This window comes from Ectobacillus ponti, assembly GCF_024294785.1.
GTDB classification, from domain to species: domain Bacteria; phylum Bacillota; class Bacilli; order Bacillales; family Bacillaceae_G; genus Ectobacillus; species Ectobacillus ponti.
In genome coordinates this window covers 77,480-101,665 of the sequence record NZ_JANCLT010000001.1, presented here as the reverse complement: position 1 = coordinate 101,665, position 24,186 = coordinate 77,480, and the positions used below count along the sequence as shown (strand labels likewise).

The following is a 24,186-nucleotide window of genomic DNA, read 5'->3' as shown; positions in this document are numbered from 1 at the left end:
GGATATGGCAACGGAATATGATGTAGTAATTATTGGCGGCGGCACCGGCGGTTATGTTGCGGCAATCCGCGCGTCACAGCTTGGGCTGAAAACAGCAATTGTGGAAAAGGGGAGTATGGGCGGCACTTGTCTGCATGCCGGGTGTATTCCGAGCAAGGCTTTGCTCCGCAGCGCGGAGGTATACGCGCTTGCGAAGAAGAGCTCTGAGTTTGGCGTGGTAACGAGCGGGGTCGAGCTTGATTTTGCAAAGGTGCAAGAGCGGAAGAATAAGATTGTCACACAGCTGCATAAGGGTGTGCAGCATCTGCTGAAGCAGGGGAAAATCGATATCTATGAAGGCTACGGCCGTATTCTTGGCCCATCTATTTTCTCGCCGATGCCGGGCACGGTGTCTGTGGAAATGAACGATGGCAGCGAGAACGAAATGCTGATCCCGAAAAACGTTATTATTGCCACTGGTTCCCGTCCGAACACACTGCCGGGCCTGGAGCTGGACGGCACGTATGTCATGTCTTCTGACCATGCCCTGCAGCTGGAAGAGCTGCCTGCCTCCATTCTGATTGTCGGCGGCGGTGTCATTGGCATTGAATGGGCCTCTATGATGGCCGACTTTGGGGTGAAAGTAACAGTACTCGAATATGCAGACCGCATTTTACCGCTGGAAGATCACGAGATTTCCAAGGAAATGCAGCGTCTCATGAAGAAGAAAGGAGTACAGATTGTTACGAATGCCAAGGTGCTGCCGGAAACAGTGGTCCGTGACAATGGTGTGGCGGTTAAAGCGGAGCATAACGGGGAACAGAAGGAATTCCGCGCTGATAAAATGCTCGTATCCGTGGGCCGCCGTGCCAATGTGGAAAATATCGGTCTTGAAAACACTGATATTATCGTGGAAAAGGGATACATCAAGGTAAACGATTTCTATCAGACGAAGGAATCTCATATTTATGCAATTGGTGATGTCATCGGCGGTCTGCAACTGGCCCATGCTGCTTCCCATGAAGGGATTACGGCAGTGGAGCATATGGCAAACCTGCAGCCGTCGCCCATCAACTATGCGAATGTAGCCCGCTGCGTGTACAGCCACCCGGAAGCGGCAGCTGTTGGAATCACGGAGCAGGAAGCAAAGGAAAAAGGGCACAAAGTGAAGATCGGCAAGTTTTCGTTCCGTGCCATCGGCAAAGCGCTTGTACACGGTGAGGTGGATGGGTTTGTCAAAATTGTTGCTGATGAAGAGACAAATGACATCCTAGGTGTCCATATGATTGGCCCGCATGTCACGGATATGATTTCCGAGGCAGCTCTGGCACGCGTGCTGGACGCAACGCCATGGGAAATCGGCAAAACGATTCATCCGCATCCATCATTGTCGGAAGCAATTGGAGAAGCGGCGCTCGCTGTTGATGGCAAAGCGCTGCACTCGTAAGTTGGAGGAGGAGTAAACAATGGCTGAAGTAACAAATCGTCATACAGAGCTTGGATTGAGCAATGAGCAAGTGTTGGAAATGTACCGGACGATGCTGCTGGCGCGCAAAATCGATGAGCGCATGTGGCTGTTGAACCGTGCAGGAAAAATACCGTTTGTGATTTCCTGTCAAGGACAGGAAGCGGCGCAAGTGGGAGCGGCTTTTGCATTGGACCGTGAACAGGATTATGTGCTGCCGTATTACCGCGATATGGGTGTGGTGCTCACATTCGGCATGACGGCGCGTGATCTCATGCTGTCCGCATTCGCGAAGGCTGAAGATCCAAACTCCGGCGGACGCCAGATGCCGGGCCACTTCGGCCAAAAGAGAAACCGCATCGTGACAGGTTCTTCACCTGTAACCACGCAAGTGCCGCATGCAGTTGGTGTGGCATTGGCCGGCCGGATGGAAGGGAAAGATCTTGTTACATTTGTAACCTTTGGCGAGGGTTCCTCCAACCAGGGTGACTTCCATGAAGGCGCGAACTTCGCAGGTGTCCACAAGCTGCCGGTCATTTTCATGTGCGAAAACAACAAGTATGCCATCTCTGTACCGATTGAAAAACAGCTGGCCTGTGAAAAGGTGTCCGACCGGGCGATTGGCTACGGTATGCCGGGCTACACGGTGGACGGCAACGATCCGCTTGAGGTGTACCGTGTGGTAAAGGAAGCAGCTGACCGCGGCCGACGCGGCGAGGGGCCGACACTTGTGGAAACTGTCTCCTACCGTCTGACAGCACACTCCAGTGACGATGATGACCGTGCTTACCGGAATCGGGAAGAGGTGGAGGAAGCAAAGAAAAAGGACCCAATCCTGACCTTTGCGGCTTACCTCCAGGAAGCAGGCGTGCTGACAGAAGAGCTGCAGCAGCAAATGCTGGACGATGTGATGAAAATCGTGAACGAGGCGACTGACTATGCGGAACAGGCTCCTTATGCGGATCCGGCAGACGCATTGAAGTACGTATACGGCGAATAAGGGGGAACTCTCATGGCAGTGATGTCTTATATTGATGCGATTACAATGGCAATGCGTGAAGAAATGGAACGGGATAAGCGCGTATTTGTTTTAGGAGAGGACGTTGGCCGGAAAGGCGGCGTATTTAAAGCGACACAGGGTCTGTATGACCAGTTCGGCGAGCAGCGTGTCATGGATACGCCGTTGGCGGAATCCGCCATTGCCGGGGTGGCCATCGGAGCGGCCATGTATGGCATGCGCCCCATCGCGGAAATGCAGTTTGCTGATTTTATTATGCCGGCTGTAAACCAAATTATTTCCGAAGCGGCAAGAATCCGTTACCGCTCCAACAATGACTGGACGTGTCCGTTGACAGTCCGCGCGCCATTTGGCGGCGGCGTCCACGGTGCACTGTACCATTCCCAGTCGGTGGAAGCTGTATTTGCGAACCAGCCCGGCTTGAAAATTGTCATCCCTTCCACGCCTTATGACGCGAAGGGCCTGCTGAAGGCCGCAATCCGTGATGAGGATCCGGTGCTGTTCTTTGAGCATAAGCGCGCCTACCGTCTCATTAAAGGCGAGGTGCCGGAAACAGATTATGTGCTGCCGATCGGCAAGGCAGATGTCAAGCGCGAGGGTGACGACATTACGGTGATCACCTACGGGTTATGCGTCCATTTTGCCCTGCAGGCGGCAGAGCGTCTGGCACAGGACGGCATCTCCGCCCACATCCTGGACCTTCGTACCGTATATCCGCTGGATAAGGAAGCAATCATTGAGGCAGCTTCCAAGACCGGCAAAGTCCTGCTTGTCACAGAGGATAACAAGGAGGGCGGCATCATAAGCGAAGTGGCCGCAATCATCGCTGAAAACTGCCTGTTTGAGCTTGATGCGCCAATTCAGCGCCTGGCGGGACCGGACGTGCCGGCCATGCCGTATGCGCCGACGATGGAGAAGTTCTTCATGGTCAATCCTGATAAAGTTGAAAAAGCAATGCGTGAGCTTGCTGCATTTTAAGGAGGGAACGTTTCATGGCAACAGAACAAATTAAAATGCCGCAGCTCGGCGAAAGCGTGACAGAAGGCACCATCAGCCGATGGCTTGTGAAGCCGGGCGACCGTGTCAATAAATATGACCCGCTGGCTGAAGTGATGACAGACAAAGTCAATGCAGAAATTCCATCTTCCTTTGAAGGTGTGGTAGGCGAATTGCTGGCGGCTGAAGGCGACACACTGCCGGTCGGCGCAATCATCTGTACGATGATGACCGGCGGAGCAGAGGAGGCTGCCAAAGCGGCAGCGCCGGCTGCGGCACCAACACCAACACCTGCTGCAGCACAAGCGCCTGCAGCCCCACAGCCAACGCGCGAGAACAAAGCGCGCTTTTCGCCGGCTGTTTTACGTCTTGCCGGAGAACACAACATAGACCTGGAGCAAGTACAAGGAACAGGCCTTGGCGGCCGCATCACGCGCAAGGATTTGCTGAAGCTGATTGAAGCCGGAGAGATTCCGCAGCCGGGCACAGCAGCTGCAGCACCGGCACCGGCCGCTCATCCTGCGCCTGCCGCAGTGCCGGCACCTGCTCCGGCAGTTCCAGAAGCCAAACCGGCCCAGCCAATCTCAGTGCCATCCATGCCTGGCGATATTGAAATCCCGGTTTCCGGCGTCCGCAAAGCCATTGCGGCAAACATGCTGCGCAGCAAGCACGAAGCGCCGCATGCGTGGATGATGGTTGAGGTGGACGTTACAAACCTTGTAAATTACCGCAACAGCATCAAGGGTGAGTTTAAGCAGCGTGAAGGCTTCAATCTGACGTTCTTTGCTTTCTTCGTGAAGGCGGTGGCGCAGGCGCTGAAGGAATTCCCGCAAATGAACTCCATGTGGGCCGGCGATAAGATCATTCAGAAGAAGGACATTAACCTGTCCATCGCGGTGGCAACCGAAACAGAATTGTTTGTGCCGGTGATTAAGTATGCCGACGAGAAAACGATTAAGGGCATTGCCCGTGAAATTACAGAGCTGGCGCACAAGGTGCGGACGAAGTCACTGAAGGCGGATGAGATGCAGGGCGGTACGTTCACGGTGAACAACACAGGCTCCTTCGGCTCCGTGCAGTCCATGGGCATCATTAATCATCCGCAGGCGGCCATCCTGCAGGTGGAAAGCATTGTGAAGCGCCCGGTCATTATGGAAGGCGGCATGTTTGCGGCCCGCGATATGGTGAATCTTTGCCTTTCTCTGGACCACCGTGTACTTGACGGGCTGATTTGCGGCAAGTTCCTTGCACGGGTGAAAGCGATTTTGGAGAACACGACAAAAGAAACAACTCCAATCTATTAATGGGGAGCAGCCGGCCTGAGAAATCAGGCCGGCTTTTTTGTTTTGTAAATAAGCTTGAAAAACTGTGGGATATTGAGATTGATCCCGTATATAGGAGATTTCCGCCGGGAGACAATAAATGCAAAGGAGTGGACACAATGCATGTATTTTCCAGTGCCCATGACCATTTGCAATGGACGGATTGGGTCATGCGGGGCGTGGTGGGGTATCTTTTTCTGCTGTTTATTACAAAGCTGCTTGGGCAGCGTTCCATTTCGCAGCTTCATTTTCTGGACTTTGTGACCGCGCTTCTGCTTGGCGGGCTTCTTGGAAACCCGCTGTCTGACCCGCACCTTGGCATGGGGGATGCCATGGTGACAAGCACAGCTATTGTTGTGCTGCACGTATTGAGTTCGCTGTTGGGACTGAAGTGGGAAAGGTGGCGGGTGTTCCTGGAGCCGGTTCCGCTGCCGATTATCCGCAATGGCCGGTTTCTCCGCAAAAATTTGCGGCGGGCCCGAATCTCGATGGATTATGTACTCTCAGAGCTGCGCCTGCAGCAGGTGGAGAATATACAAGAAGTGGCGGTCGCCCTCTGGGAACCGGGCGGACAGGTGTCCTTCTTTTTGCATCCGGAGTATGAGCAGCCGACGAGAAGGGATATCCACTTAAACAGTGGACCTTTCTCTTTGCCCGTTGTTGTCATTAAGGAGGGGAAAGTACGGCAGGATGCTTTGCTGTCGCTGGGAAAGGATGACGCATGGCTGCATGGGAAGCTGCGGGGCCGGGAGATTCACAGCATTTTACTGGGAATGGTCAGCAGCCGGGAAGAGCTGCAGGTATTCTTATACGAATGAAAACGGCCCGCATTAAGGGGCCGCTTTTTTTGCTTCAACATGAATCCGGTACAGGTTGGCAAGAACATAAGTTTTGTAGGTTTCCAGCTTGCGCTGCTGGTGCTTGGAGATGCCGGCGGACTTCAGTTGCTGGATATACCAGCCTTTGGAATAAATATGTGCCATGGAGACACCTTCCTTTCTTTGAAATGATACAATATATGAGAGAAAGAGCTTGCTCTTGTCTTTGGACAAGCAAAGAAAATAAGAAAGGTTGTTTACATGGGATATATTGAGGAACTGAGGCAGCTGGTCGGCACACATCCTCTCATTCTGGTCGGCGCTGTTGTGGTGCTGCTCGACGAACAGGAGCGTGTCTTGCTGCAGCAGCGGACAGAGCCGGCTGGGAAATGGGGCTTGCCCGGCGGGCTGATGGAGTTTGGCGAGTCGACAGAAGAGACGGCAAAGCGGGAAGTGTATGAGGAAACTGGATTTCAAGTGGAAGACCTGCGCCTGATTGGCATCTTTTCCGGCAAAAACTATGTGACCAAGCTGGCAAACGGCGACGTCTTTCAATCTGTCACGGCGGCCTACTATACAAGGAATTACAGCGGCAGGATGGCAGCAGACAGGCTGGAGGGAACCGCCCTGCAGTTCTTTCCGCTTGACGCGCTGCCGGACTACATGGTGGGCTCCCACCGCAAAATGATTACTGCGTATCAAAAGCTGCAGCAAAAATAGCCAAGAGAAGAGCTCCGGCTCTTTTTGGAATTGTCATTTGCGGGCAGCAAAATTTTGTAATACACTAAAAATGTATAATGGTTTAGAAAATTTATACTATTATAATTTTAGAGGAAAGTGATAAGGGGGATAGGGAGATGGAGAAAAACACGTTCCGCGAGTTTGCCGGAGCCGATCATGAAAATTGGCGCAGGCTTGCGGAAAAAACGTTGAAGGGGAAGCCGTTTTCTAGCATTATCACAGACACATATGAACATATTGCCTTACAGCCTCTATACACAAGGGAGCATGCGGAGGGAAAAGAACTGGAAGCGGCCGTGCATATTCCAAAGGAGCGGCATACGGTGGCACAGGAGCTGGCCGCGTATGCAGCACCGGAAATGCAGTATAAGCTGCAGCATGCGCTTGAGACAGGACAGGAAGTCCTGAACCTGCCGCTTGATAAAGCTACGCGTGCCGGATTGGATTCCGATACGGCGGGCAGCGGGGAAGTGCTTCGGGGCGGTATTGCGCTGAACAGCCTCGAGGATTTTGAAAGCGCTTTGAAGGAAGTGGATTTGGCGAAACATCCGCTGCTGGTGTATGCGGGATATACGGCTCTGCCGCTTGTCACCGGCTTGGCTGCTTATGCCAAGCAGCGCGGTGCAAAATGGAAGGGAACTGTCGGTGCCGATCCGCTGGGCGTGCTGGCTTCAACCGGAAAGCTGCCGGTGTCTTTGGAAGCCGCTTATGACAGTATGGCGGCGGCAATTGTCTGGACAGGCACCCATGCGCCGGAAGTCCGGACGGTGTTTGTCAGCATCAACGCCTGCCACCGTGCCGGCGCCCATGCTGTACAGGAGCTGGCGGCTGCTTTGGCAACGGCCGCGGAGTATGTGCGGGCATTGCTTGGCAGAGGTGTTTCCGCCGATGCGGCCTGCAGCAGCATCACGTTTGGCTTTTCTGCCGGTCCGCACTTGTTCACAGAGATTGCAAAGCTGCGGGCCATCCGGGTGCTGTGGAGCAAGATTGCGGAGAGCTTCGGCGCAGGAAGAGAAGCGCAGCGTATGCAATTGCATGTGCGCACCTCAGAGCGGACGAAAACAATGTACGACCCGCATGTGAATTTGCTGCGCGCCACAACGGAAGCCTTTGCCGCTTTGGTGGGCGGTGCTGATACCTTGCATGTCGGTACATACGATGAAGCTTACGGAGGCGGCGACGAAAACGGCGAGCGCTGGGCGCGTAATATTCAGCATATTCTGCGCGAAGAGTCGCACCTGCTGCAGGTGGTTGACCCGGCCCGCGGCTCTTATTACGTGGAGGCCTTGACAAGCGAGTTGGCCAAGCAGGCCTGGGAGCTGTTCCAAACGATTGAAGCGAAGGGCGGCATGCATGCGGTGCTGCAGCAGGGCTGGCTGCAGCGGGAGATTGCGGAAACAGCAAAGCGGCGCCGGTACAACGTCATGTCCCTGAAGCAGCGGATTGTCGGCACAAACATGTATGTGAAAAAGGATGAAGTGCTGCTGAAGGAATCGGCAAAGCCCGCAGAACAGCAGCAGCGCCGCATTCTTGAGGTTATTAAGTACAAGGAGCAGAGGAATGCAGATGTGCTGCGGCAAGCGCTGCCGCAGAGCCTGACGCTTACGGCTTCTGATACGCCGGATGTGCTGGAGCAGGCATGGCGCGCCGGTGCGACAATTGGTGAACTGATTGCCCTCTTCCCGCAGGGGGAAGAGCAGGTGCAGCCGCTCCCGGTCATGCGCGATGCAGAGCCGTTTGAAGTGCTGCGGGAAGCAGCCGAACGCTATGAGCAGCGGACAGGCCGCAGGCCGCAGGCGGATATTCTGCGGTTGAACGGAGAAAAGGTGTCTCCGCTCCTCGCCAGCGCCCTCGAAGCATGCGGCTACAATGTGCGGCAGGCGCTTTCGGAACCCAATGCCGCATGTGCAGAGGCGGGGGCAAATGCTGTATTCCTGGCGGGAAACGAAGAGGCGCAGCAGGAAGCTGCCAGTGTGCTGGCGGCTGCGGGCTTGCAGGCTAAGCTGTTTGTCATCGGAGCATACGGCGATGCGGAAGTCTGGAGACAGCTTGGGGTACATGGCTGTGTGAATGGGCCGGACGGCCTGCTTCCGTATTTGTATGAATTGCATAATGAGCTGGAGGTGACAGTATGAAAACGCCAAACTTTACAGAAATGAAGTTTGCGGACACGTTTGCGGCGGGTGCGTTTGCAGAACTGGCAGCTGAAACGGCTTTTATTTCCAATGAGAAAATTGCCATTAAGAATGTGTACGCACCGGAGGATACAGCAGGGCTGGACTATCTCGATTTCAAGCCGGGCATGGCACCGTATCATCGCGGTCCCTATGCCCTCATGTATACGAACCGGCCATGGACAGTGCGGCAGTACGCCGGGTTTTCCACAGCGGAGGAGAGCAATGCCTTCTACAAGCGGAATCTGGCAGCTGGACAGAAGGGCCTTTCCGTCGCTTTCGATCTGGCGACACACCGGGGCTATGATTCCGACCACCCGCGCGTTGTGGGGGATGTCGGGAAGGCCGGTGTTGCCATTGACTCCATTCTGGACATGAAGGTGCTGTTTGACGGCATTCCGCTGGATGAAATGTCTGTCTCCATGACCATGAACGGTGCCGTTTTGCCGATTATGGCCTTTTACATCGTGACTGCCGAGGAGCAGGGTGTGAAGCAGGAGCAGCTTGCCGGAACCATTCAAAATGATATTCTAAAGGAATATATGGTCCGGAATACTTATATCTACCCGCCGGAAACATCCATGCGCATCATTGCCGACATTTTTGCTTATACGTCCAAGCACATGCCGAAGTTCAACAGCATCAGCATCTCCGGCTATCATTTGCAGGAGGCGGGCGCACCGGCTGATTTGGAATTGGCCTACACGCTGCTGAACGGCATTGAGTATGTGCGCACCGGCATCAAGGCCGGACTGGATGTGGATGCTTTTGCGCCGCGCTTGTCCTTCTTCTGGGCCATCGGCATGAACTACTTCATGGAAGTGGCAAAGATGCGGGCGGGCCGCCTCCTTTGGGCGAAGCTGATGAAGCAGTTCGAACCGCAGAGCGACAAGTCGCTGGCGCTGCGGACGCATTCGCAGACCTCCGGCTGGAGCCTGACCGAGCAGGATCCATTCAACAACGTGGCGCGTACATGCGTGGAAGCACTGGCAGCCGCTCTTGGGCATACGCAGTCGCTTCATACAAATGCACTGGATGAAGCCATCGCCTTGCCGACAGACTTCTCTGCCCGCATTGCCCGCAATACGCAACTGTATCTGCAGGAGGAAACGGGAATTTGCTCCGTCATTGACCCATGGGGCGGCTCCTACTACGTGGAAAGCTTAACGGCAGCACTGATGGAGCGCGCGTGGGAGCACATTGAAGAGGTGGAAAGCCTCGGCGGCATGACAAAGGCCATTGAAAAGGGCATTCCAAAGCTGCGGATTGAGGAAGCGGCCGCCAGACGGCAGGCGCATATTGATTCCGGCAAGGAGTCCATCATCGGGGTGAACAAATATCGCTTGGAGCATGAGGAGCCGCTGGAGATTCTCAATATTGACAATACAGCAGTATTGAAAAAGCAGCTGCAGCGCCTTGACGAGCTGAAGCAAAACCGTGATGAGAAAAAGGTGCAGGAAACATTGGCTGCCATTACGAAGGCGACGGAAACAGGCGAGGGCAATCTGTTGGCGCTGGCGATTGAAGCGGCACGCGCCCGGGCCACTCTCGGGGAAATTTCCGATGCAGTGGAAAAAGTGGCGGGCCGCCATAAGGCTGTCATTCAATCCGTCAGCGGCGTGTACCGTTCCGAGTATGAAAACCAGACAGAAATTCAGCGTGTGCGTGCTGATATTGATGCGTTCGCGGAGCGGGAAGGACGCCGGCCGCGTATTCTGATCGTAAAGCTTGGACAAGACGGCCATGACCGCGGAGCGAAGGTGGTGGCCACCGCCTATGCGGATCTGGGCTTTGATGTGGATATCGGCCCACTGTTCCAAACACCGGAAGAGGCGGCGAGACAGGCAGTGGAGAATGATGTGCACTGCATCGGCATGAGCTCTCTGGCCGGCGGCCACAAGACGCTGCTGCCGCAATTGGTGGAGGAGCTGCGGAAGCTGGGCCGTGAGGATATTGTTGTCATTGTCGGCGGTGTCATTCCCGTGCAGGATTATGAATTCCTGTACGAAAACGGAGCGGCAGCGATCTTCGGCCCGGGAACCGTCATTCCGCAAGCGGCAGAGGTCATCCTGAAGGAGATTGAGAGCCGCGTTGAGGAAGTGGAATAAGCTATGGCTGACAAGAAACCGGAATGGGTACCGGAAGAAGACAATGATGCCTTCGCAACAACGGTGATGAAGGGGGCGGTGCAGCCGCCTCCGCCAAGCCGCCAGCTTCGCCGACGGACTCTTTCAATAGAAGAAATGGAGAGGGGCGTCCGGGAAAATAACCGGACGGTGCTCGGACAAGCGATTACTTTGGTGGAAAGCAATGCCTGGAAGCATCAGGAAAAGGCGCAGGAGCTGATTCAGCGGCTTTTGCCCCATACCGGAACATCCATCCGCATCGGGATTACAGGTGTGCCCGGTGCCGGCAAAAGCACCTTTATAGAAGCATTTGGCACGATGCTTTGTGAAATGGGGCACCGTGTGGCAGTATTGGCAGTTGACCCGAGCAGCACCTTGACAGGCGGCAGCATTCTGGGCGACAAGACGAGAATGGAGCAGCTCATTCAGCAGCCGAACGCTTTCGTTCGTCCCTCGCCGTCCGGCGGCGCCTTGGGCGGCGTCAACCGGCGTACGCGGGAGACGATGCTGCTGTGCGAGGCAGCCGGCTACGATGTCATCTTAGTGGAAACTGTCGGTGTCGGACAAAGCGAGGGCATGGTCCGGGATATGGTGGACTTCTTCCTGTTGCTGTCGCTGACGGGGGCGGGCGATGAACTGCAGGGAATGAAGCGCGGCATTCTTGAGCTGGCTGACGCGATTCTGATTAATAAAGCAGATGGGGAAAATAAGCTGCGCGCCCTTCAGACAGTGTCCCTGTATGGCCAAATGTCCCATTTGTTTCAGCCGGCGACAGACGGCTGGGATGTATATGTGGGTATATGCTCCGCGCTCTATAAGGAAGGACTGCGGGAGTTTTGGAATATCATCCGGCAATTTTCGGAGCTTACAAGAGCCTCGGGCGCCTTCGGCAAACGGCGGAATGCCCAAAAGCGGGACTGGCTGTATGCCTCCATCCGGGAGCAGTTGGAGCTGCGCTTTTTCAGCAATCCGCTGATGAAGGAGCAGCTTCCGCTTGTGGAACAGAATGTGGCAGCAGGGCATCAGACTGTCACAAGTGCGGTGATGCGCCTGATGAAGCAATATGAGGCAGGAAAAGTGCAGGATAGTTGAGTTTTTCTCCTGGAACTTGGTAAGATAAAGGTATGATTGACAGGAGGGAAATTCAATGGATTTTAACTTTTTTATGAATGACGTTGTCCGTCAGGCACGCGGTGAGATCAGTGCGGCTGGCTACGAGGAATTGACAACACCCGAAGAAGTGGAAGCAGCTTTTACAAAGCCGGGTGTCACACTTGTGATGGTGAACTCTGTTTGCGGTTGTGCAGGCGGCATTGCCCGTCCGGCAGCGGCTCATTCTGTACATTATGATAAGCGCCCGGACCAGCTGGTGACAGTATTTGCCGGACAAGATAAGGAAGCAACGCAGCGTGCACGCGAATACTTTGAGGGTTATCCGCCTTCTTCTCCATCCTTTGCCCTGCTGAAGGACGGCAAGCTGCTGACTATGGTGGAGCGCCATGAGATTGAAGGACACACGCCAATGCAGGTGATTGAGAAGCTGCAGGGCTATTTCGATCAATATTGTGAAGAGGTGTAAGCCGGCAATTTTGCCGGCTTTTTTCTATGCCTAAAAAAATTTTTTATAAAAAAATGTCGAAAGACCCCCCAAAAAGCGGACAGCCTTACGAATATGTATAGTGAAAAAAGCAAATGGGGGAAGATAACATGAAACAGTGGATTACAAAAGGTACCATGTCGGCAATGTTGATTTGCAGCCCGTTCTTGGCAGCTACAGCTGCTTATGCTGATACAAACACACAAGCTCCAACAACTGCAACGACAACTGCACCGGCACAGGAAGAGACAAAAGCACCTGCGCTTGTGCAAGGAGATTTCTTCTACTTCATTAAAACAACAGTAGAGCAAATCCGTCTCGCGCTGACATCCAATGACCTGGAAAAGGCAAAGCTGTTGTCTGAGCAGGCAGCAGAGCGCATTGCGGAAGCAAAGGTGCTGCTGCAGGATGAGAGCAAGGAAGAGGCTGCAAAAGAAACATTGGAAACCGCCGCTGGTACATTAGAAAAAGCGGATAAACTGACAGAAGAGACAGAAGCAAGCAAAGGGAAAGTTGCGGAAGTCCAAATCCACCTCGGCAATAATGTGGAAGCATTGGCGAAGGTGCTGGACAAAGTAAAGAATCCGAAGGCAAAGGCTGCCATTGCGAAAAACATTGAGAAAACGCTGAAGAAGTGGGCTGCCCGCATTGAAGCAGCACAAACAAAGACAGCAGAAGGCACAGAAGCTGAAGCTGATAAGCCTGTCGTAGTGGAAGACGGCACGCAAAACACAGATCCTGCAGTTCAAGACACAACTGCAAACACAACAAATACAGACACAACAGCTGTTCCGGTTGCAACTGCGCCTGCAGCTCCAGCGGCACCGGCAGCCCCGGCTGCACAGCAAAAGACTTCTGTACCGGTCCAAACACAAACAGATGACCAGGGCGAAGACGAGGATAAAGACAAAGAGCATGATGCTGTTGTGAAGAAGGAAAAGAAAGAGAAGAAAGAGAAAAAAGAGCACCCAGCCCATCCGGAGCATCCAAAGCATCCAAGCAAGGGGAAGGGCCACGATAAAGAAGACAACGAAGATTAAGGAAACACGGCAAAATGGCCACTTCACAGGGAGGAGTGGCCATTCTGTCGTATTCGTCCGCAAAGGAGGCATGTGCTGCCTGTGTTAAGCTTATTGTTGCGAATTGTGAAACCAAAGCAGTCAGCTGAACAAGTTATTGCTGACATCCAGGCTGGCCGTGGAGATAAGGAAGAATTTCTGCGGCAATATCAGCCCTTTGTCCGGAAAACGGTATCCACTGTATGCAAACGTTACATCAGCGAGCAGGATGACGAGTACAGTATTGGGCTCTTTGCTTTCCATCAGGCTGTGGAGCAGTACTCCTACAAGAAAGGAAAGTCATTCTTTGCCTTTGCTGAGCTTCTTATAAAAAGAGATGTCATTGATTATATCCGCCGGGAAGTGCGCCATAATGTTGTCTTTTTACAAGAAGAACAGCAAGGAGAGACACCACTGGATATGCGGCGTTCCATGGAAGAATACGGCAGGGAAATGGAGAGTGAGAACCGCAAGGAAGAAATTCTTCATTTTCAAGGAGTCCTCAGTGAATTCGGAGTATCCATGACGGACCTCGTAAAGGAATCGCCGAAGCATCAGGATACAAGGGAGCATTTGTTTCAGGTGGCGGAGCTGCTGATTGCCAGGGAGGAGCTGGTGGCAGAATTGTTCCAAAAGAAACGGCTGCCAATGAAAAAGCTGGAGGGGCTTGTGCGGGTAAGCCGCAAGACACTGGAGCGGCACCGCCGCTATCTTGTGGCGCTTTGTATCATTTTGACGGGAGAATATATGTATATCAAGGAATACATGAAAGGGGTGATGGGGCAATGAACAGAGGCATTGTCATGGAAGTGCAAAAGCGCAATGTCATTGTCATGACACCGGGCGGGGAGTTTATCAGCTTTTTGCGTAACGGCAGGCAATATAAAATTGGCGAGGAAGTGCTTGTATCGGCAGAGCAAGCAGCCACAACCAGACAGCGAAGGCTGATTTGGAAGCCGCTCCTTCTTTTGGCATGCTCGCTGCTCATTGCCTTCACGCTCTTGTACAACGGCAAGCCCGGCAAAGCATACGCATATGTGTCGATGGATGCCGAGTCAAGTCTGGAGGCCAGCGTGGACGAGGATTTGCATGTGCGCGACCTGCGTGCCTATAACAAAGAGGGAGAACAGGTGCTGCGGGATCTTGGGGACTGGAAGGGCAAGCGGGTGACAGAAGTCATTGCTTCCGTCATTCAACGGTCCGAGCAAATGGGATATGTGAAAAATCGGGAAGTGCTGCTGACGTATGTGGCGACAAACCAGAAGGTGGATGAAGAGCTTGCCCGCTCTTTGCATTCGCTGGAAGAAGCATACACGAAGGAGCTCCACGTCACCTCTCGAAGAAGTACGCCGGAGCAGCGGGAAGCTGCGAGAAAGAAGGGTCTGACAACAGGCGGTTATATAAAGCAGCAGTCTCCGCAGCAGGAAATGCCGCCTGCGGAGGAACCGGACGAAAAGGAGCAAATCCCTTCTGTGCCGGCACCGCCGCCGAACGAGGGGACGGAAACAAACCCTCATCCAGAGAAGAAGGAACAGAAGCAGGAAGAGAAAGAAGAGCGGATGCAAGAAAAGCAGACCCGCCCTCAACCGCCGGGGAAACAGAAGCACCCTGAGAAGGAGGAAAGGAAGCGGGAAAAGAAAGAGAAGCAGCTTGAGAAGCACTACAAGCAGCGTCCACAGCATGAAAAGGAAAGAGAAAAGGAACAAGAAAAAGAGTGGGACTGAAGAAATCCTGCAGGCGGGCGCCTGTGGGATTTTTCTTTTGCAGCACAGGCCCCGGTTGCGTTCCCTCCTGTGGTGGGGGCAGCCCTTCTCGCAAAAGCACGGGTTTTTCTGTATATTATATGCATAAATATAAAGATTTTTTATATAACAAAAAGAAGGATATGGAATAGCTTCCCTTTCTATCCTTCAAAAGTGACCCGCCCGTACCTATTTCCAGCATGTAACAATAGAAAAGTAGGAAAAGTCGCAAAAAAAGATGAAATTTAGTATTGCATAAATATGTGGTTGTGTTAAAATACATTTTGTCGAATAAAAATAAAATTATTTTTGACAAGAGAAATCGTGATTTTACAGCATACTAGACAAGCCTGATAAGGGAGGAAAAACAATGAAAAAGCTATTATCCATTGTATTGGCAAGCATCCTTGTAATGAGCATCCTGGGCGCTTGCAGCAAGCGTGAAGACACAGCAAAAGCAACTGACAGCGGCAGCAAGAAAAAGGTATTGGTGATGGGGACATCTGCTGACTACAAGCCATACGAGTATATCGATTCTGCTAAGAGCGATGAAATCATTGGTTTTGACGCTGATATTGCAAAGTATATCGGGAAAGAGCTTGGCTATGACATTCAGATTAAGAGCAGCGACTTCAGCGGCCTGCTGGCATCCATGGAAGCAAAGAAAGTGGACTTCGTGATGGCAGGTATGACACCGACAGAAGAGCGTAAGAAGAATGCAGATTTCACAGACATCTATTTTGCTGCAAAGAACCTTGTGATTTCAAAGGCTGGCAGCTATACAGACCTGAACAGCCTGAAGGGCAAGAAGGTTGGCGTGCAAACAGGCTCCATCCAGGAAGGCAAAGCGAAGGACCTGCAAAAGAAGGTGGACTTCACAATTGAAGGCCGTGACAACGTGCCGCAGCTGTTTGAAGAACTGAAAATCGGCCGTGTTGATGTTATTATTGTAGAAGATACAGTAGCGAAGGGTTACCTGAAGAAGTTCCCTGAACTGAAGACCAACAACATCTCTGAAGCATCCGACGAAGCAGGCTCCGCGATTGCATTCCCTAAGGGCAGCAAGCTGACATCTGATTTCAACGGCGTACTGAAGAAGATGAAGGAAAACGGCGAAATGGACAAGCTGATCAAAAAATGGTTTGATAGCGCGCAATAAGCGTGAAATTAGTGTAAGGAATCTCCCGGAATGCTGCGGGAGATTCCTTGTTAAATTTTTATTTGAAAGGAAGAGACGATAATGAACCTTGATTTCTCGCAAATTGTTCCGTCCATGCCGTACATCCTCAAAGGTCTGCAAGTGACGCTTCAGGTTGTGGCACTTGCGGCTCTTTTAGGGTTTGCGCTCGGAACACTGCTTGCTTTATGTAAAATTGCCCGCGTCCGTGCCCTTGGCTGGTTCGCAGACTTCTATACTTCCATTTTCCGCGGCACACCGCTTGTGCTGCAGTTGATGATCATTTACTACGGCTTGCCGCAAATCACAGGCTATGATATTGCGCCGTATTTGGCAGCCATTCTGGCATTTGGTTTAAACTCCGGTGCGTACATGTCCGAGATTATCCGGGCCGGCATCCAGGCTGTGGACCGCGGCCAAACAGAGGCGGCCATGGCTCTTGGCGTTCCCTATTCCAAAATGATGCGCCATATCATTTTGCCGCAGGCGATGAAGAATATTTTGCCGGCGCTCATGAACGAATTTATCACGCTGACAAAGGAATCCGCTGTTGTGACAGTAATCGGCGCGCAGGATCTGATGCGCCGCGCTTATATTGTCGGCGGCGAAAAGTTTTCATATTTTGAACCGCTCTTGTTTGTAGGGCTCGTGTACTATGTTCTTGTTATCATTCTGACATTGGTCGGCAAGGTAATTGAAGGGAGATTGAAGACAAGTGATTAAGATTGAAGGCTTGCATAAATCATATAGCAATCTGCACGTGTTGAAGGGAATCTCCACAACCATTGAGCAAGGGCAGGTTGTGGCAATTATCGGTCCGTCCGGCTCCGGTAAATCCACGTTTCTTCGCTGCATGAACCTGCTGGAGCAGCCGACGGAAGGACAGGTTTGGATTGGCGGCCAAAATGTTACGGACCGCAAAACGGATATTATGAAGGTGCGCCAAAATGTAGGCATGGTATTTCAGCATTTCCATCTCTTCCCGCACATGACGGTGCTGGAGAACCTGACCTATGCGCCCATTACGGTAAAGGGTGTGTCCAAGAAGGAAGCAGAGGAAAAAGGACGTGTCCTGCTGCAAAGGGTGGGTCTGCTGGATAAGGCGGACCAATACCCGGGCCGTTTGTCAGGGGGCCAGAAGCAGCGTGTGGCGATTGCCCGCGCGCTGGCAATGGAGCCTTCCGTGATGCTGTTTGACGAGCCGACCTCTGCGTTGGATCCGGAAATGGTCAAGGAGGTGCTGGAGGTTATGAAGTCTCTGGCCCATACGGGAATGACCATGGCCATTGTGACGCATGAGATGGGCTTTGCCCGCGAAGTGGCGGACCGTGTCATGTTCCTCGATGGCGGACAGCTGGTGGAGGATGCGCCTCCAAGTGAATTTTTCACTGCGCCAAAGAGCGCCCGTGCCCAAGAATTTTTACAAAAAATGCTATAATAAGAAGAGACGGCCGCGGCTGTCTCTTTTTTGCGTGATAAGGAGGGTTTGCCCATTGCGGATCGGATATCGAACGATGAAGACAGCGGCCGGGGCAGCTGCAGCCATTTATATCGCCCAACTGCTGGGGCTGCAGTTTTACAGCTCTGCCGGCATTTTGGTGATTTTATGTGTCCAGAACACGAAGAAGAAATCGCTGGAGGTCTCTTTTCAGCGGTTTGCAGCCTGCGTGCTGGCGATGCTGTTTTGCTTTGTGCTGTTTGAAGGGCTTGCGTATCATGCGGCAGTCATCGGCCTGCTGCTGCTGTTGTATATCCCGGTTGCGGTGGCGCTGCGGCTGCAAGAGGGAATTGTGACCAGCTCGGTTATTGTCATGCACATCTACTCACTGCAGCACATCAGCTGGGGGATTGTCTGGAATGAAATTTTAATTCTTGCCGTGGGGATTGCCGTTGCGTTGCTGGTGAACCTGCATATGCCTGATGAGGAAGGAGAGCTGCGCCGGTATCAGCAGCAGGTGGAGGAAAGCTTCAAGGTGATTCTGCATGAGCTGACGGTGTACCTGCGCCAACGGGAAAGTCAATGGGATGGGAAGGAGCTGCTGGAGACGCCGCGTCTCCTGGAGGAAGCGGGAGCCCTGTCCTCCCGCCGTCTGGAGAACCATCTCATGTATGCGGATGACTATTATTACCGGTACTTTGCGATGCGGGTCCGGCAGTTTGGCATTCTGGAACGGATGGTGCCGCTTGTGGCGTCGCTGTCATGGACATACGAGCAGGCGGGGATGATCGCAGATTTCATCGAGAGTGTCGGCCGCAGTGTCCGCCCGGAAAATACAGCGGTTATCCTGCTGCGGGAGCTGCAGGAGATGCGCCAGCGCTTGAGCGCCACGGGGCTGCCGCAGACGCGCGGCGAATTCGAAGCGCGCGCCATGCTGCTGCAGCTTGTGAATGAAATGGAACGGTTTTTGCTTATCAAAAGCCGTTTCATCGGGAAAGCTACGCATACGACCTAAAGAAGGAAAGGACCGTTCGTATGAAGCTGATGCTCTGTTTCTGGCTGCTCATTGTATCTCCCATTTGGCCGCTCGGCGACAACCCCAGAGTGGGGGACCCGTATATCATTGTAAATAAGCAAACGAACAAGCTGGCATATGTGAACGGGGGCAAGATTCAGCGGATTTTTCCGGTTGCCACCGGCAAAACAAGTGATTTAACGCCGGAAGGGGAGTTTGATGTCGTTACGAAGGCAAGGAATCCGTACTACATTAAGAAAAACATACCGGGCGGCTCGCCGGAAAATCCCCTTGGCACCCGCTGGATCGGCTTCAATGCGAGAGGAACAGATGGAACAAAGTACGGCATTCACGGGACAAATGCTCCAGGCTCCATCGGCAAATATATTTCGCAGGGCTGCATCCGCATGTACAAGAAGGATGTGGAATATTTATTTGATCAAATTCCCATCGGTACGAAGGTGCTCATTGTAAAATCCCCAAAATCCTTTGAACAGCTTGCCAGGGAAAATGGTGCAATGCGTGCCGAACAGCCGACTCCGTAACAGGAGCCGGCTGTTTGCATGAAGTCGTCTGATGGCAAATTGGGCTGCCACCGCTTTTCTAAGCATAGGATGAAGCAGGAGGGAGAGCGATGAAACATGTGCCTGCGCTGCTGTCATGTATGTTTGGCTTATTGTCAGTCAGCCCCTTTGTGCTGCCGGGGCTGACACTGCTGGTGTTTTTGCCGTTGGATACAGTTGGTTTGCTGCTTGGCCTGCTGTCTCTGCAACAGCCATCCGGCCGTCTGTATGCCGCGGCCGGCGTCATGCTGTGCAGCCTAACCGTGGCGTTCAAACTGCTCGCGCTCCTGCGGCTTTAGGGGCGCAGCGGGTTCCTTGATGGAAAACAGCATTCCTGCCGCAATGAACAGTGCGCCGAGGAAGAAGTTCCAGTGCAGTGCTTCGCCAAGCAACAGCCAGCCGAGAAAGCTCCCGACGAGAGGCTGCATGAAGAAAAATAGGGAGCCTGTAGCCGCATCGATGTATTCAAAGCCTTTGTTCCAAAAATAAAATGCGCCTGCGGTGGATACAACACCGAGATATACAATACCGGCCCAAAGCCATGGGTCTGCCGGCAGAGCCAGCCCTTCCGCGGCTGCGGCCGGCGCCGTGAACAGAACTCCGAACAAGCTTGCCCATGCGGTGACTGTCAGCGAGGAGTATTTCAGCGTCTGCTTGCGGCTGAGCACCGTGTACAAGGCCCAAGTGAGCGCTGCCCCGAATAGAATAGTATTGCCGAGAAAGGTTTGGTTTTCCCCATTCGGCAAACCGACCACGATGAGCACACCGGCAGTGGCAGTCAGCATGGCCAGCCCCTTGTACAAGTGCAGCCGTTCCCGCAGCAGCCATACTGCAAACAGTGAGATCAGCGCCGGTGAAGCAGCCGTGATCAAGGAGCCCATCGCCGCACCGGATAAGTCTGTGCCGATAAACTGCATGCCGATGGAGCATGTGTAGCCGACAAATGCCAGCAGCGCCATTGCAGGTACATCCCGCCGCTGAATGCTCCAGGCCCCATGCCGGCGGGCAATCCAGCCGAGCACGAGCAAGCCAAGCAAAAAGCGCAGCTCCAGCAGCAGCCATGGCTTCACATAAGCCAGCACCTCCTTGCTCACCACATAGGTGCCGCCCCAGATGGCCGCTGCCAATGACAGGTATAGCGGTCCCAGCCATTTTTTCAATATAATATCCCCCTTTTTTGAAACAGTCCAATGTTGTTAATTATTCGAAATTTACAGAAAATATACAACAAAAAAGACCGTAAGTGACGGCCTGTTGTCTACCAGAACATACTGATGCCAGTGAGAAGAGTCGTGAGCAGCATAGAGAGCAGCATGATGAAGACGACAATTCGTTGTGTCCTTTTCTTCACAAAAACCCCTCCTTCCTCTATGTCTTATTGTACCCACATGGAAAGTGTGGGACAAGATACAACGTTAGACAATTTTCGGGAAAAAGTGTCCAGAATAAAAGGAATATTTGTACTAAAAGGAGAATATAAAAATGATATGTCCATTTTTGTAGCTTTACATCGAGGGGGCGGGGGAAATATGGCAGAGAAAATTGACCACATCGGCATTGCAGTTCGTTCTATAGATGATGCTCTTTCTTTCTACACAGAGGTGCTTGGACTGAAGCTGCTCGGCATGGAGGAAGTGGCATCGCAGCGGGTGAAGGTTGCGTTTATTCAGCTGGGGGGAAGCAAGCTTGAGCTGCTCGAGCCAACGGCGGCAGACAGCCCGATTGCCCAGTTCATTGAGAAGCGGGGAGAGGGAATCCACCACGTTGCATTGGGAGTGAAAAGCATTGAGGAGCGCATCCGGGAGCTGGAGGAGGAGGGCGTCCGCATGATTGATTCCGCGCCGCGCCTTGGCGCAGCAGGGGCCCATATTGCCTTCATGCATCCAAAGGCTGCGCACGGCGTACTGTTTGAGCTATGCGAGAAGAAAGGGGAAGCGCACGTATGATGGACATCTATGAGAAGATTAATGACTTGTACGATAGAAAAAGAGAGATTGAGCTTGGCGGCGGCGATGATAAGATTGAAAAGCAGCACCAGCGCGGCAAGCTGACTGCCCGTGAGCGCATTGAACTGCTTGTGGATCCGGGCACATTCATGGAGCTGAATCCATTCATGGAGCACCGCTGTACGGACTTTGGCCTGGAAGGCAAAAGCGGGCCCGGGGATGGAGTAGTAACAGGCTACGGCAAAGTGAACGGCCGCCCGATTTACTTGTTTTCGCAGGATTTCACCGTGTTTGGCGGAGCGCTGGGGGAAATGCACGCCAAGAAAATTGCCAACGTAATGGACTTGGCCGCAAAGAACGGCGCTCCAATTGTCGGCTTGAATGACTCCGGCGGAGCGCGGATTCAGGAAGGCGTTTTGTCCTTGGACGGCTATGGCCATGTGTTTTACCGCAATGCCATCTATTCCGGCGTTGTGCCGCAAATTTCAGTCATTATGGGGCCGTGTGCCGGAGGAGCTGTATATTCGCCGGCCATCACAGATTTTGTCATCATGGTGGATAAGACGAGCCAGATGTTCATTACCGGCCCGAAGGTCATTGAAACGGTGACGGGCGAGAGCATCTCCGCTGAGGACCTTGGCGGTGCGAAGGTGCATAACACGATCAGCGGCAATGCCCATTTTACCGCAAGCGATGAGGAAAACGCGCTGGAAATTGTACGGATGCTGCTGAGCTATCTGCCGCAAAGCTGCAACGAAAAGCCGCTCCTGTACGGCACACCGGATGAGAATGACTACCGGCCGGATTTGACGGATGTCATTCCGTTTGATGCAGTCCGTCCGTATGATGTGCGCCATGTGCTGGAGCAGGTTGTGGATGAAGGCTCCTTCTTTGAAATTCAAAAGAACTTTGCCAAGAATATTGTGATCGGATTTGCCCGGGTGAAGGGCGAGGTAGTGGGGCTTGTCTGCAACCAGCCGAAGATCATGGCGGGCAGCCTGGACATTGACTCTTCCGATAAAGCTGCACGCTTCATTCGTTTTTGTGATTCCTTCAATATTCCAATTATCACGTTTGAGGATGTAACCGGTTTCTTCCCGGGGGTGAAACAGGAGCACGGCGGCATTATCCGCCACGGGGCAAAAATTCTGTACGCCTACTCCGAAGCTACTGTGCCCAAAATCACGGTCATCCTGCGCAAAGCATACGGCGGCGCCTATGTAGCACTGAACAGCAAGGCGATTGGGGCCGACGTCGTATTCTCCTGGCCGAATGCCGAGATTGCCGTTATGGGTCCGCAGGGCGCCGTTAACATTATTTTTGCAAAGGAAATTGAAGCGAGCAGCAACCCGGAAGCAACACGGGCGCAGTTGATCGAGGAGTACCGCGATAAGTTTGCCAACCCGTATGTGGCGGCGAAGCACGGTATTGTGGATGATGTGATTGATCCGCGTGAAACGCGTATGAAGCTCATTCAGGCACTGGATATGCTTCGGACGAAGCAGGAGGAGCGCCCGAAGAAGAAGCACGGCAACATTCCGCTGTAAGCGGGAAAAGCGAACGCTCAGTCGTTCGCTTTTTGTGTGCAAAAAAATTATATATTGACAAATTTCTAACTTTTACTACAATTGAGATAGCGTAAATTATATAAAATAGCATTTCCTTATCAAGAGAGGCGGAGGGACTAGGCCCTGTGAAGCCCGGCAACCACTGTAAGACAGAATGGTGCCAAATCCAGAAGAACATGTTTTGTTCTGAAGATGAGGGAGAGATGGATAGATCAGCTCTTCCCTTCTGTGGGAAGAGCTTTTTTATTGAGTTTCGGATGTGAATATTATAGTGAATTTTAAATAAAAATGTTTGTATTTTTATTTAAAATATGCCATAATTCACTTCATATTATCGTATTTGTTAGTAATACACGAACATTAGGAGGAGACAGCATGAAAAAGCTATTTGTTTTGGTTTCTCTGTTTATGCTGCTGCTGGCAGGCTGCCAATCCAGCGGTTCCACAGAGAAAACGGCTGCAAAAGAAAGCAACAAGAAGCGCGTGGCCCTTGTTTTGCCTGAAAAAATTGGGGTGAACCCATTCTTCCAGCAGATGGATGAAGGCGCGAAGAAGGCTGCGAAGGAATTCGGCTATGACCTGAAAACAATTGAATCTACCGACCAAGCAGCAATCGAAGAAAACCTTCGTGCAGCCGTGGCAGAGAAGTATGACCTGATTATTACTTCCTCTTTCGAATCTGAGGATGCCTTAAAGAAGGTTGCGGGAGAAAATCCGGACCAAAAGTTTGCGGTTATTGATACAACAGTTGATCTGCCGAATGTCCGCAGCGTCACGTTCCGTGAACAGGAGGCGGCATACCTGCTTGGCGCAGCAGCGGGCCTTTCCACCAAAACAAATAAAGTGGGCATGGTAGTCGCGATGGATATCCCCCTGCTGAAGAAGTGGACAGTCGGCTTCCAGGAAGGCTTGAAAGCGACAAATCCAAAGGCTGAGTTTCTTGTAAACTATGTGGGCAGCTTCACGGACCCTGCAAAAGCGAAGGAGTTGGCATTGCTGCAGGCATCTAAAGGCGCAGACTTCATTGCGGGCGCTTCCGCTGTAGGCGACCTCGGCGTGTTTGAAGCAGCCAAGGAGAAAAACTTCTACACAGCAGGACAGGACGTTGACCGCACAGAGGTAGATCCAGCGCACGTGGTGCTGTCCCAGTTGAAGGGTACAGATGCAGCAGCCTACGAAACAATGAAAGCATTCCATGATGGCACGTTCAAAGCGGGTGTTGTGGCATACGGCTTGAAAGAAGACGGCGTAGGTCTGACATATGTAACAAAGGAAAGCAAAACACCGTTGAATGCGTTCGTGGGACAACCGGTTGTGGATAAAGTAAAAGCATTGAAAGAGGATATTGTCTCCGGCAAAGTAAAGGTGACAGATCCGCTAGCGAAGTAATAGAGGGCAAAGCCGGCTGCGATTGATGCGGTCGGCTTCCCTTTTGCAGCAATG

Annotated in this window: 25 protein-coding genes and 1 riboswitch; of the genes, 22 read left to right on the top strand and 3 right to left on the bottom strand. The window is 52.6% G+C overall.

The genetic code is table 11. From position 1 onward, the window contains the following. Positions 1 to 4: 4 nt before the first annotated feature. The 5 genes from lpdA to NK662_RS00570 all read left to right on the top strand — a co-directional run bounded on the left by lpdA (position 5) and on the right by NK662_RS00570 (position 5,598). Complete coding sequence (gene lpdA, locus NK662_RS00590; RefSeq protein WP_254756301.1) at positions 5 to 1,426, top strand: dihydrolipoyl dehydrogenase; 1,422 nt, start codon at positions 5 to 7, stop codon at positions 1,424 to 1,426. A 19-nt stretch (positions 1,427 to 1,445) separates the two neighbouring features. Next, positions 1,446 to 2,444: a thiamine pyrophosphate-dependent dehydrogenase E1 component subunit alpha gene (locus NK662_RS00585; RefSeq protein ID WP_254756299.1), complete on the top strand. Its 999-nt coding sequence runs from the start codon at positions 1,446 to 1,448 to the stop codon at positions 2,442 to 2,444. Positions 2,445 to 2,456: 12 nt separating this feature from the next. Next, the gene (gene bfmBAB / locus NK662_RS00580) at positions 2,457 to 3,440 is read left to right on the top strand and encodes a 3-methyl-2-oxobutanoate dehydrogenase subunit beta (protein ID WP_254756297.1); all 984 of its coding nucleotides are present in this window, start codon (positions 2,457 to 2,459) and stop codon (positions 3,438 to 3,440) included. Between the two features lie 14 nt (positions 3,441 to 3,454). Next, positions 3,455 to 4,762: a dihydrolipoamide acetyltransferase family protein gene (locus tag NK662_RS00575; RefSeq protein ID WP_254756295.1), complete on the top strand. Its 1,308-nt coding sequence runs from the start codon at positions 3,455 to 3,457 to the stop codon at positions 4,760 to 4,762. A 137-nt stretch (positions 4,763 to 4,899) separates the two neighbouring features. Next, the gene (locus tag NK662_RS00570) at positions 4,900 to 5,598 is read left to right on the top strand and encodes a DUF421 domain-containing protein (protein WP_254756293.1); all 699 of its coding nucleotides are present in this window, start codon (positions 4,900 to 4,902) and stop codon (positions 5,596 to 5,598) included. Between the two features lie 12 nt (positions 5,599 to 5,610). Here the strand turns inward: NK662_RS00570 and NK662_RS00565 are convergent, their stop codons facing one another. Then, complete coding sequence (locus NK662_RS00565) at positions 5,611 to 5,763, bottom strand: YflJ family protein (protein WP_254756291.1); 153 nt, start codon at positions 5,761 to 5,763, stop codon at positions 5,611 to 5,613. 96 nt (positions 5,764 to 5,859) lie between these two features. On the opposite strand from NK662_RS00565, the gene NK662_RS00560 reads away from it, so the two are divergent. The 14 genes from NK662_RS00560 (at position 5,860) to NK662_RS00495 (ending at position 19,528) form a co-directional block, all read left to right on the top strand. Further along, on the top strand, positions 5,860 to 6,318 hold the full coding sequence (locus tag NK662_RS00560; RefSeq protein ID WP_254756289.1) for an NUDIX hydrolase: 459 nt from the start codon (positions 5,860 to 5,862) through the stop codon (positions 6,316 to 6,318). Positions 6,319 to 6,455: 137 nt separating this feature from the next. Next, positions 6,456 to 8,474 (top strand): acyl-CoA mutase large subunit family protein, encoded by a 2,019-nt coding sequence (locus tag NK662_RS00555; protein ID WP_254756287.1) that lies wholly within the window; start codon positions 6,456 to 6,458, stop codon positions 8,472 to 8,474. Continuing rightward, positions 8,471 to 10,621, top strand: a complete 2,151-nt coding sequence (scpA, locus tag NK662_RS00550) for a methylmalonyl-CoA mutase (RefSeq protein WP_279663080.1) — start codon at positions 8,471 to 8,473, stop codon at positions 10,619 to 10,621. The genes NK662_RS00555 and scpA overlap by 4 nt, the downstream gene beginning before the upstream one ends. Before the next feature lie 3 nt (positions 10,622 to 10,624). Continuing rightward, on the top strand, positions 10,625 to 11,731 hold the full coding sequence (meaB, locus tag NK662_RS00545; RefSeq protein WP_254756285.1) for a methylmalonyl Co-A mutase-associated GTPase MeaB: 1,107 nt from the start codon (positions 10,625 to 10,627) through the stop codon (positions 11,729 to 11,731). Between the two features lie 55 nt (positions 11,732 to 11,786). Next, entirely contained in the window at positions 11,787 to 12,218 is a 432-nt protein-coding gene (locus tag NK662_RS00540) for a BrxA/BrxB family bacilliredoxin (protein WP_254756283.1), read from the top strand. A gap of 128 nt (positions 12,219 to 12,346) precedes the next feature. After that, on the top strand, positions 12,347 to 13,276 hold the full coding sequence (locus NK662_RS00535; protein WP_254756281.1) for a DUF5667 domain-containing protein: 930 nt from the start codon (positions 12,347 to 12,349) through the stop codon (positions 13,274 to 13,276). A gap of 81 nt (positions 13,277 to 13,357) precedes the next feature. Then, a complete protein-coding gene (gene sigI / locus NK662_RS00530) occupies positions 13,358 to 14,083 on the top strand; it encodes an RNA polymerase sigma-I factor (protein WP_254756279.1) in 726 nt (241 codons plus the stop codon). Next, a complete protein-coding gene (locus tag NK662_RS00525) occupies positions 14,080 to 15,018 on the top strand; it encodes an anti-sigma factor domain-containing protein (protein WP_254756277.1) in 939 nt (312 codons plus the stop codon). The genes sigI and NK662_RS00525 overlap by 4 nt, the downstream gene beginning before the upstream one ends. 388 nt (positions 15,019 to 15,406) lie before the next feature. Beyond that, positions 15,407 to 16,195 (top strand): transporter substrate-binding domain-containing protein, encoded by a 789-nt coding sequence (locus NK662_RS00520; RefSeq protein WP_254756275.1) that lies wholly within the window; start codon positions 15,407 to 15,409, stop codon positions 16,193 to 16,195. 81 nt (positions 16,196 to 16,276) lie between these two features. After that, positions 16,277 to 16,936 (top strand): amino acid ABC transporter permease, encoded by a 660-nt coding sequence (locus tag NK662_RS00515; RefSeq protein WP_254756273.1) that lies wholly within the window; start codon positions 16,277 to 16,279, stop codon positions 16,934 to 16,936. Beyond that, entirely contained in the window at positions 16,929 to 17,651 is a 723-nt protein-coding gene (locus tag NK662_RS00510) for an amino acid ABC transporter ATP-binding protein (RefSeq protein WP_254756271.1), read from the top strand. The genes NK662_RS00515 and NK662_RS00510 overlap by 8 nt, the downstream gene beginning before the upstream one ends. A gap of 55 nt (positions 17,652 to 17,706) precedes the next feature. Further along, positions 17,707 to 18,666 (top strand): aromatic acid exporter family protein, encoded by a 960-nt coding sequence (locus tag NK662_RS00505; RefSeq protein WP_279663078.1) that lies wholly within the window; start codon positions 17,707 to 17,709, stop codon positions 18,664 to 18,666. A gap of 20 nt (positions 18,667 to 18,686) precedes the next feature. Beyond that, entirely contained in the window at positions 18,687 to 19,211 is a 525-nt protein-coding gene (locus tag NK662_RS00500; protein WP_254756269.1) for a L,D-transpeptidase, read from the top strand. 89 nt (positions 19,212 to 19,300) lie between these two features. Further along, positions 19,301 to 19,528 (top strand): hypothetical protein, encoded by a 228-nt coding sequence (locus NK662_RS00495; RefSeq protein ID WP_254756267.1) that lies wholly within the window; start codon positions 19,301 to 19,303, stop codon positions 19,526 to 19,528. Here NK662_RS00495 and NK662_RS00490 read toward each other — a convergent pair. Beyond that, positions 19,487 to 20,389 carry a DMT family transporter gene (locus NK662_RS00490; protein WP_254756265.1) on the bottom strand — a complete coding sequence of 301 codons (903 nt, stop codon included), beginning with the start codon at positions 20,387 to 20,389 and terminating at the stop codon, positions 19,487 to 19,489. The genes NK662_RS00495 and NK662_RS00490 overlap by 42 nt on opposite strands. 98 nt (positions 20,390 to 20,487) lie before the next feature. Beyond that, positions 20,488 to 20,580 carry a stressosome-associated protein Prli42 gene (gene prli42, locus NK662_RS00485; protein ID WP_254756263.1) on the bottom strand — a complete coding sequence of 31 codons (93 nt, stop codon included), beginning with the start codon at positions 20,578 to 20,580 and terminating at the stop codon, positions 20,488 to 20,490. A gap of 178 nt (positions 20,581 to 20,758) precedes the next feature. On the opposite strand from prli42, the gene mce reads away from it, so the two are divergent. The 3 genes from mce to NK662_RS00470 all read left to right on the top strand — a co-directional run bounded on the left by mce (position 20,759) and on the right by NK662_RS00470 (position 24,132). Further along, complete coding sequence (mce, locus tag NK662_RS00480; RefSeq protein ID WP_254756261.1) at positions 20,759 to 21,175, top strand: methylmalonyl-CoA epimerase; 417 nt, start codon at positions 20,759 to 20,761, stop codon at positions 21,173 to 21,175. Next, positions 21,172 to 22,722: an acyl-CoA carboxylase subunit beta gene (locus NK662_RS00475; RefSeq protein ID WP_254756259.1), complete on the top strand. Its 1,551-nt coding sequence runs from the start codon at positions 21,172 to 21,174 to the stop codon at positions 22,720 to 22,722. Before mce ends, NK662_RS00475 begins: the two co-directional genes overlap by 4 nt. A gap of 113 nt (positions 22,723 to 22,835) precedes the next feature. Next, positions 22,836 to 22,942, top strand: a riboswitch (SAM riboswitch). 176 nt (positions 22,943 to 23,118) lie between these two features. Further along, on the top strand, positions 23,119 to 24,132 hold the full coding sequence (locus NK662_RS00470; protein ID WP_254756257.1) for a BMP family protein: 1,014 nt from the start codon (positions 23,119 to 23,121) through the stop codon (positions 24,130 to 24,132). Positions 24,133 to 24,186 lie beyond the last annotated feature (54 nt).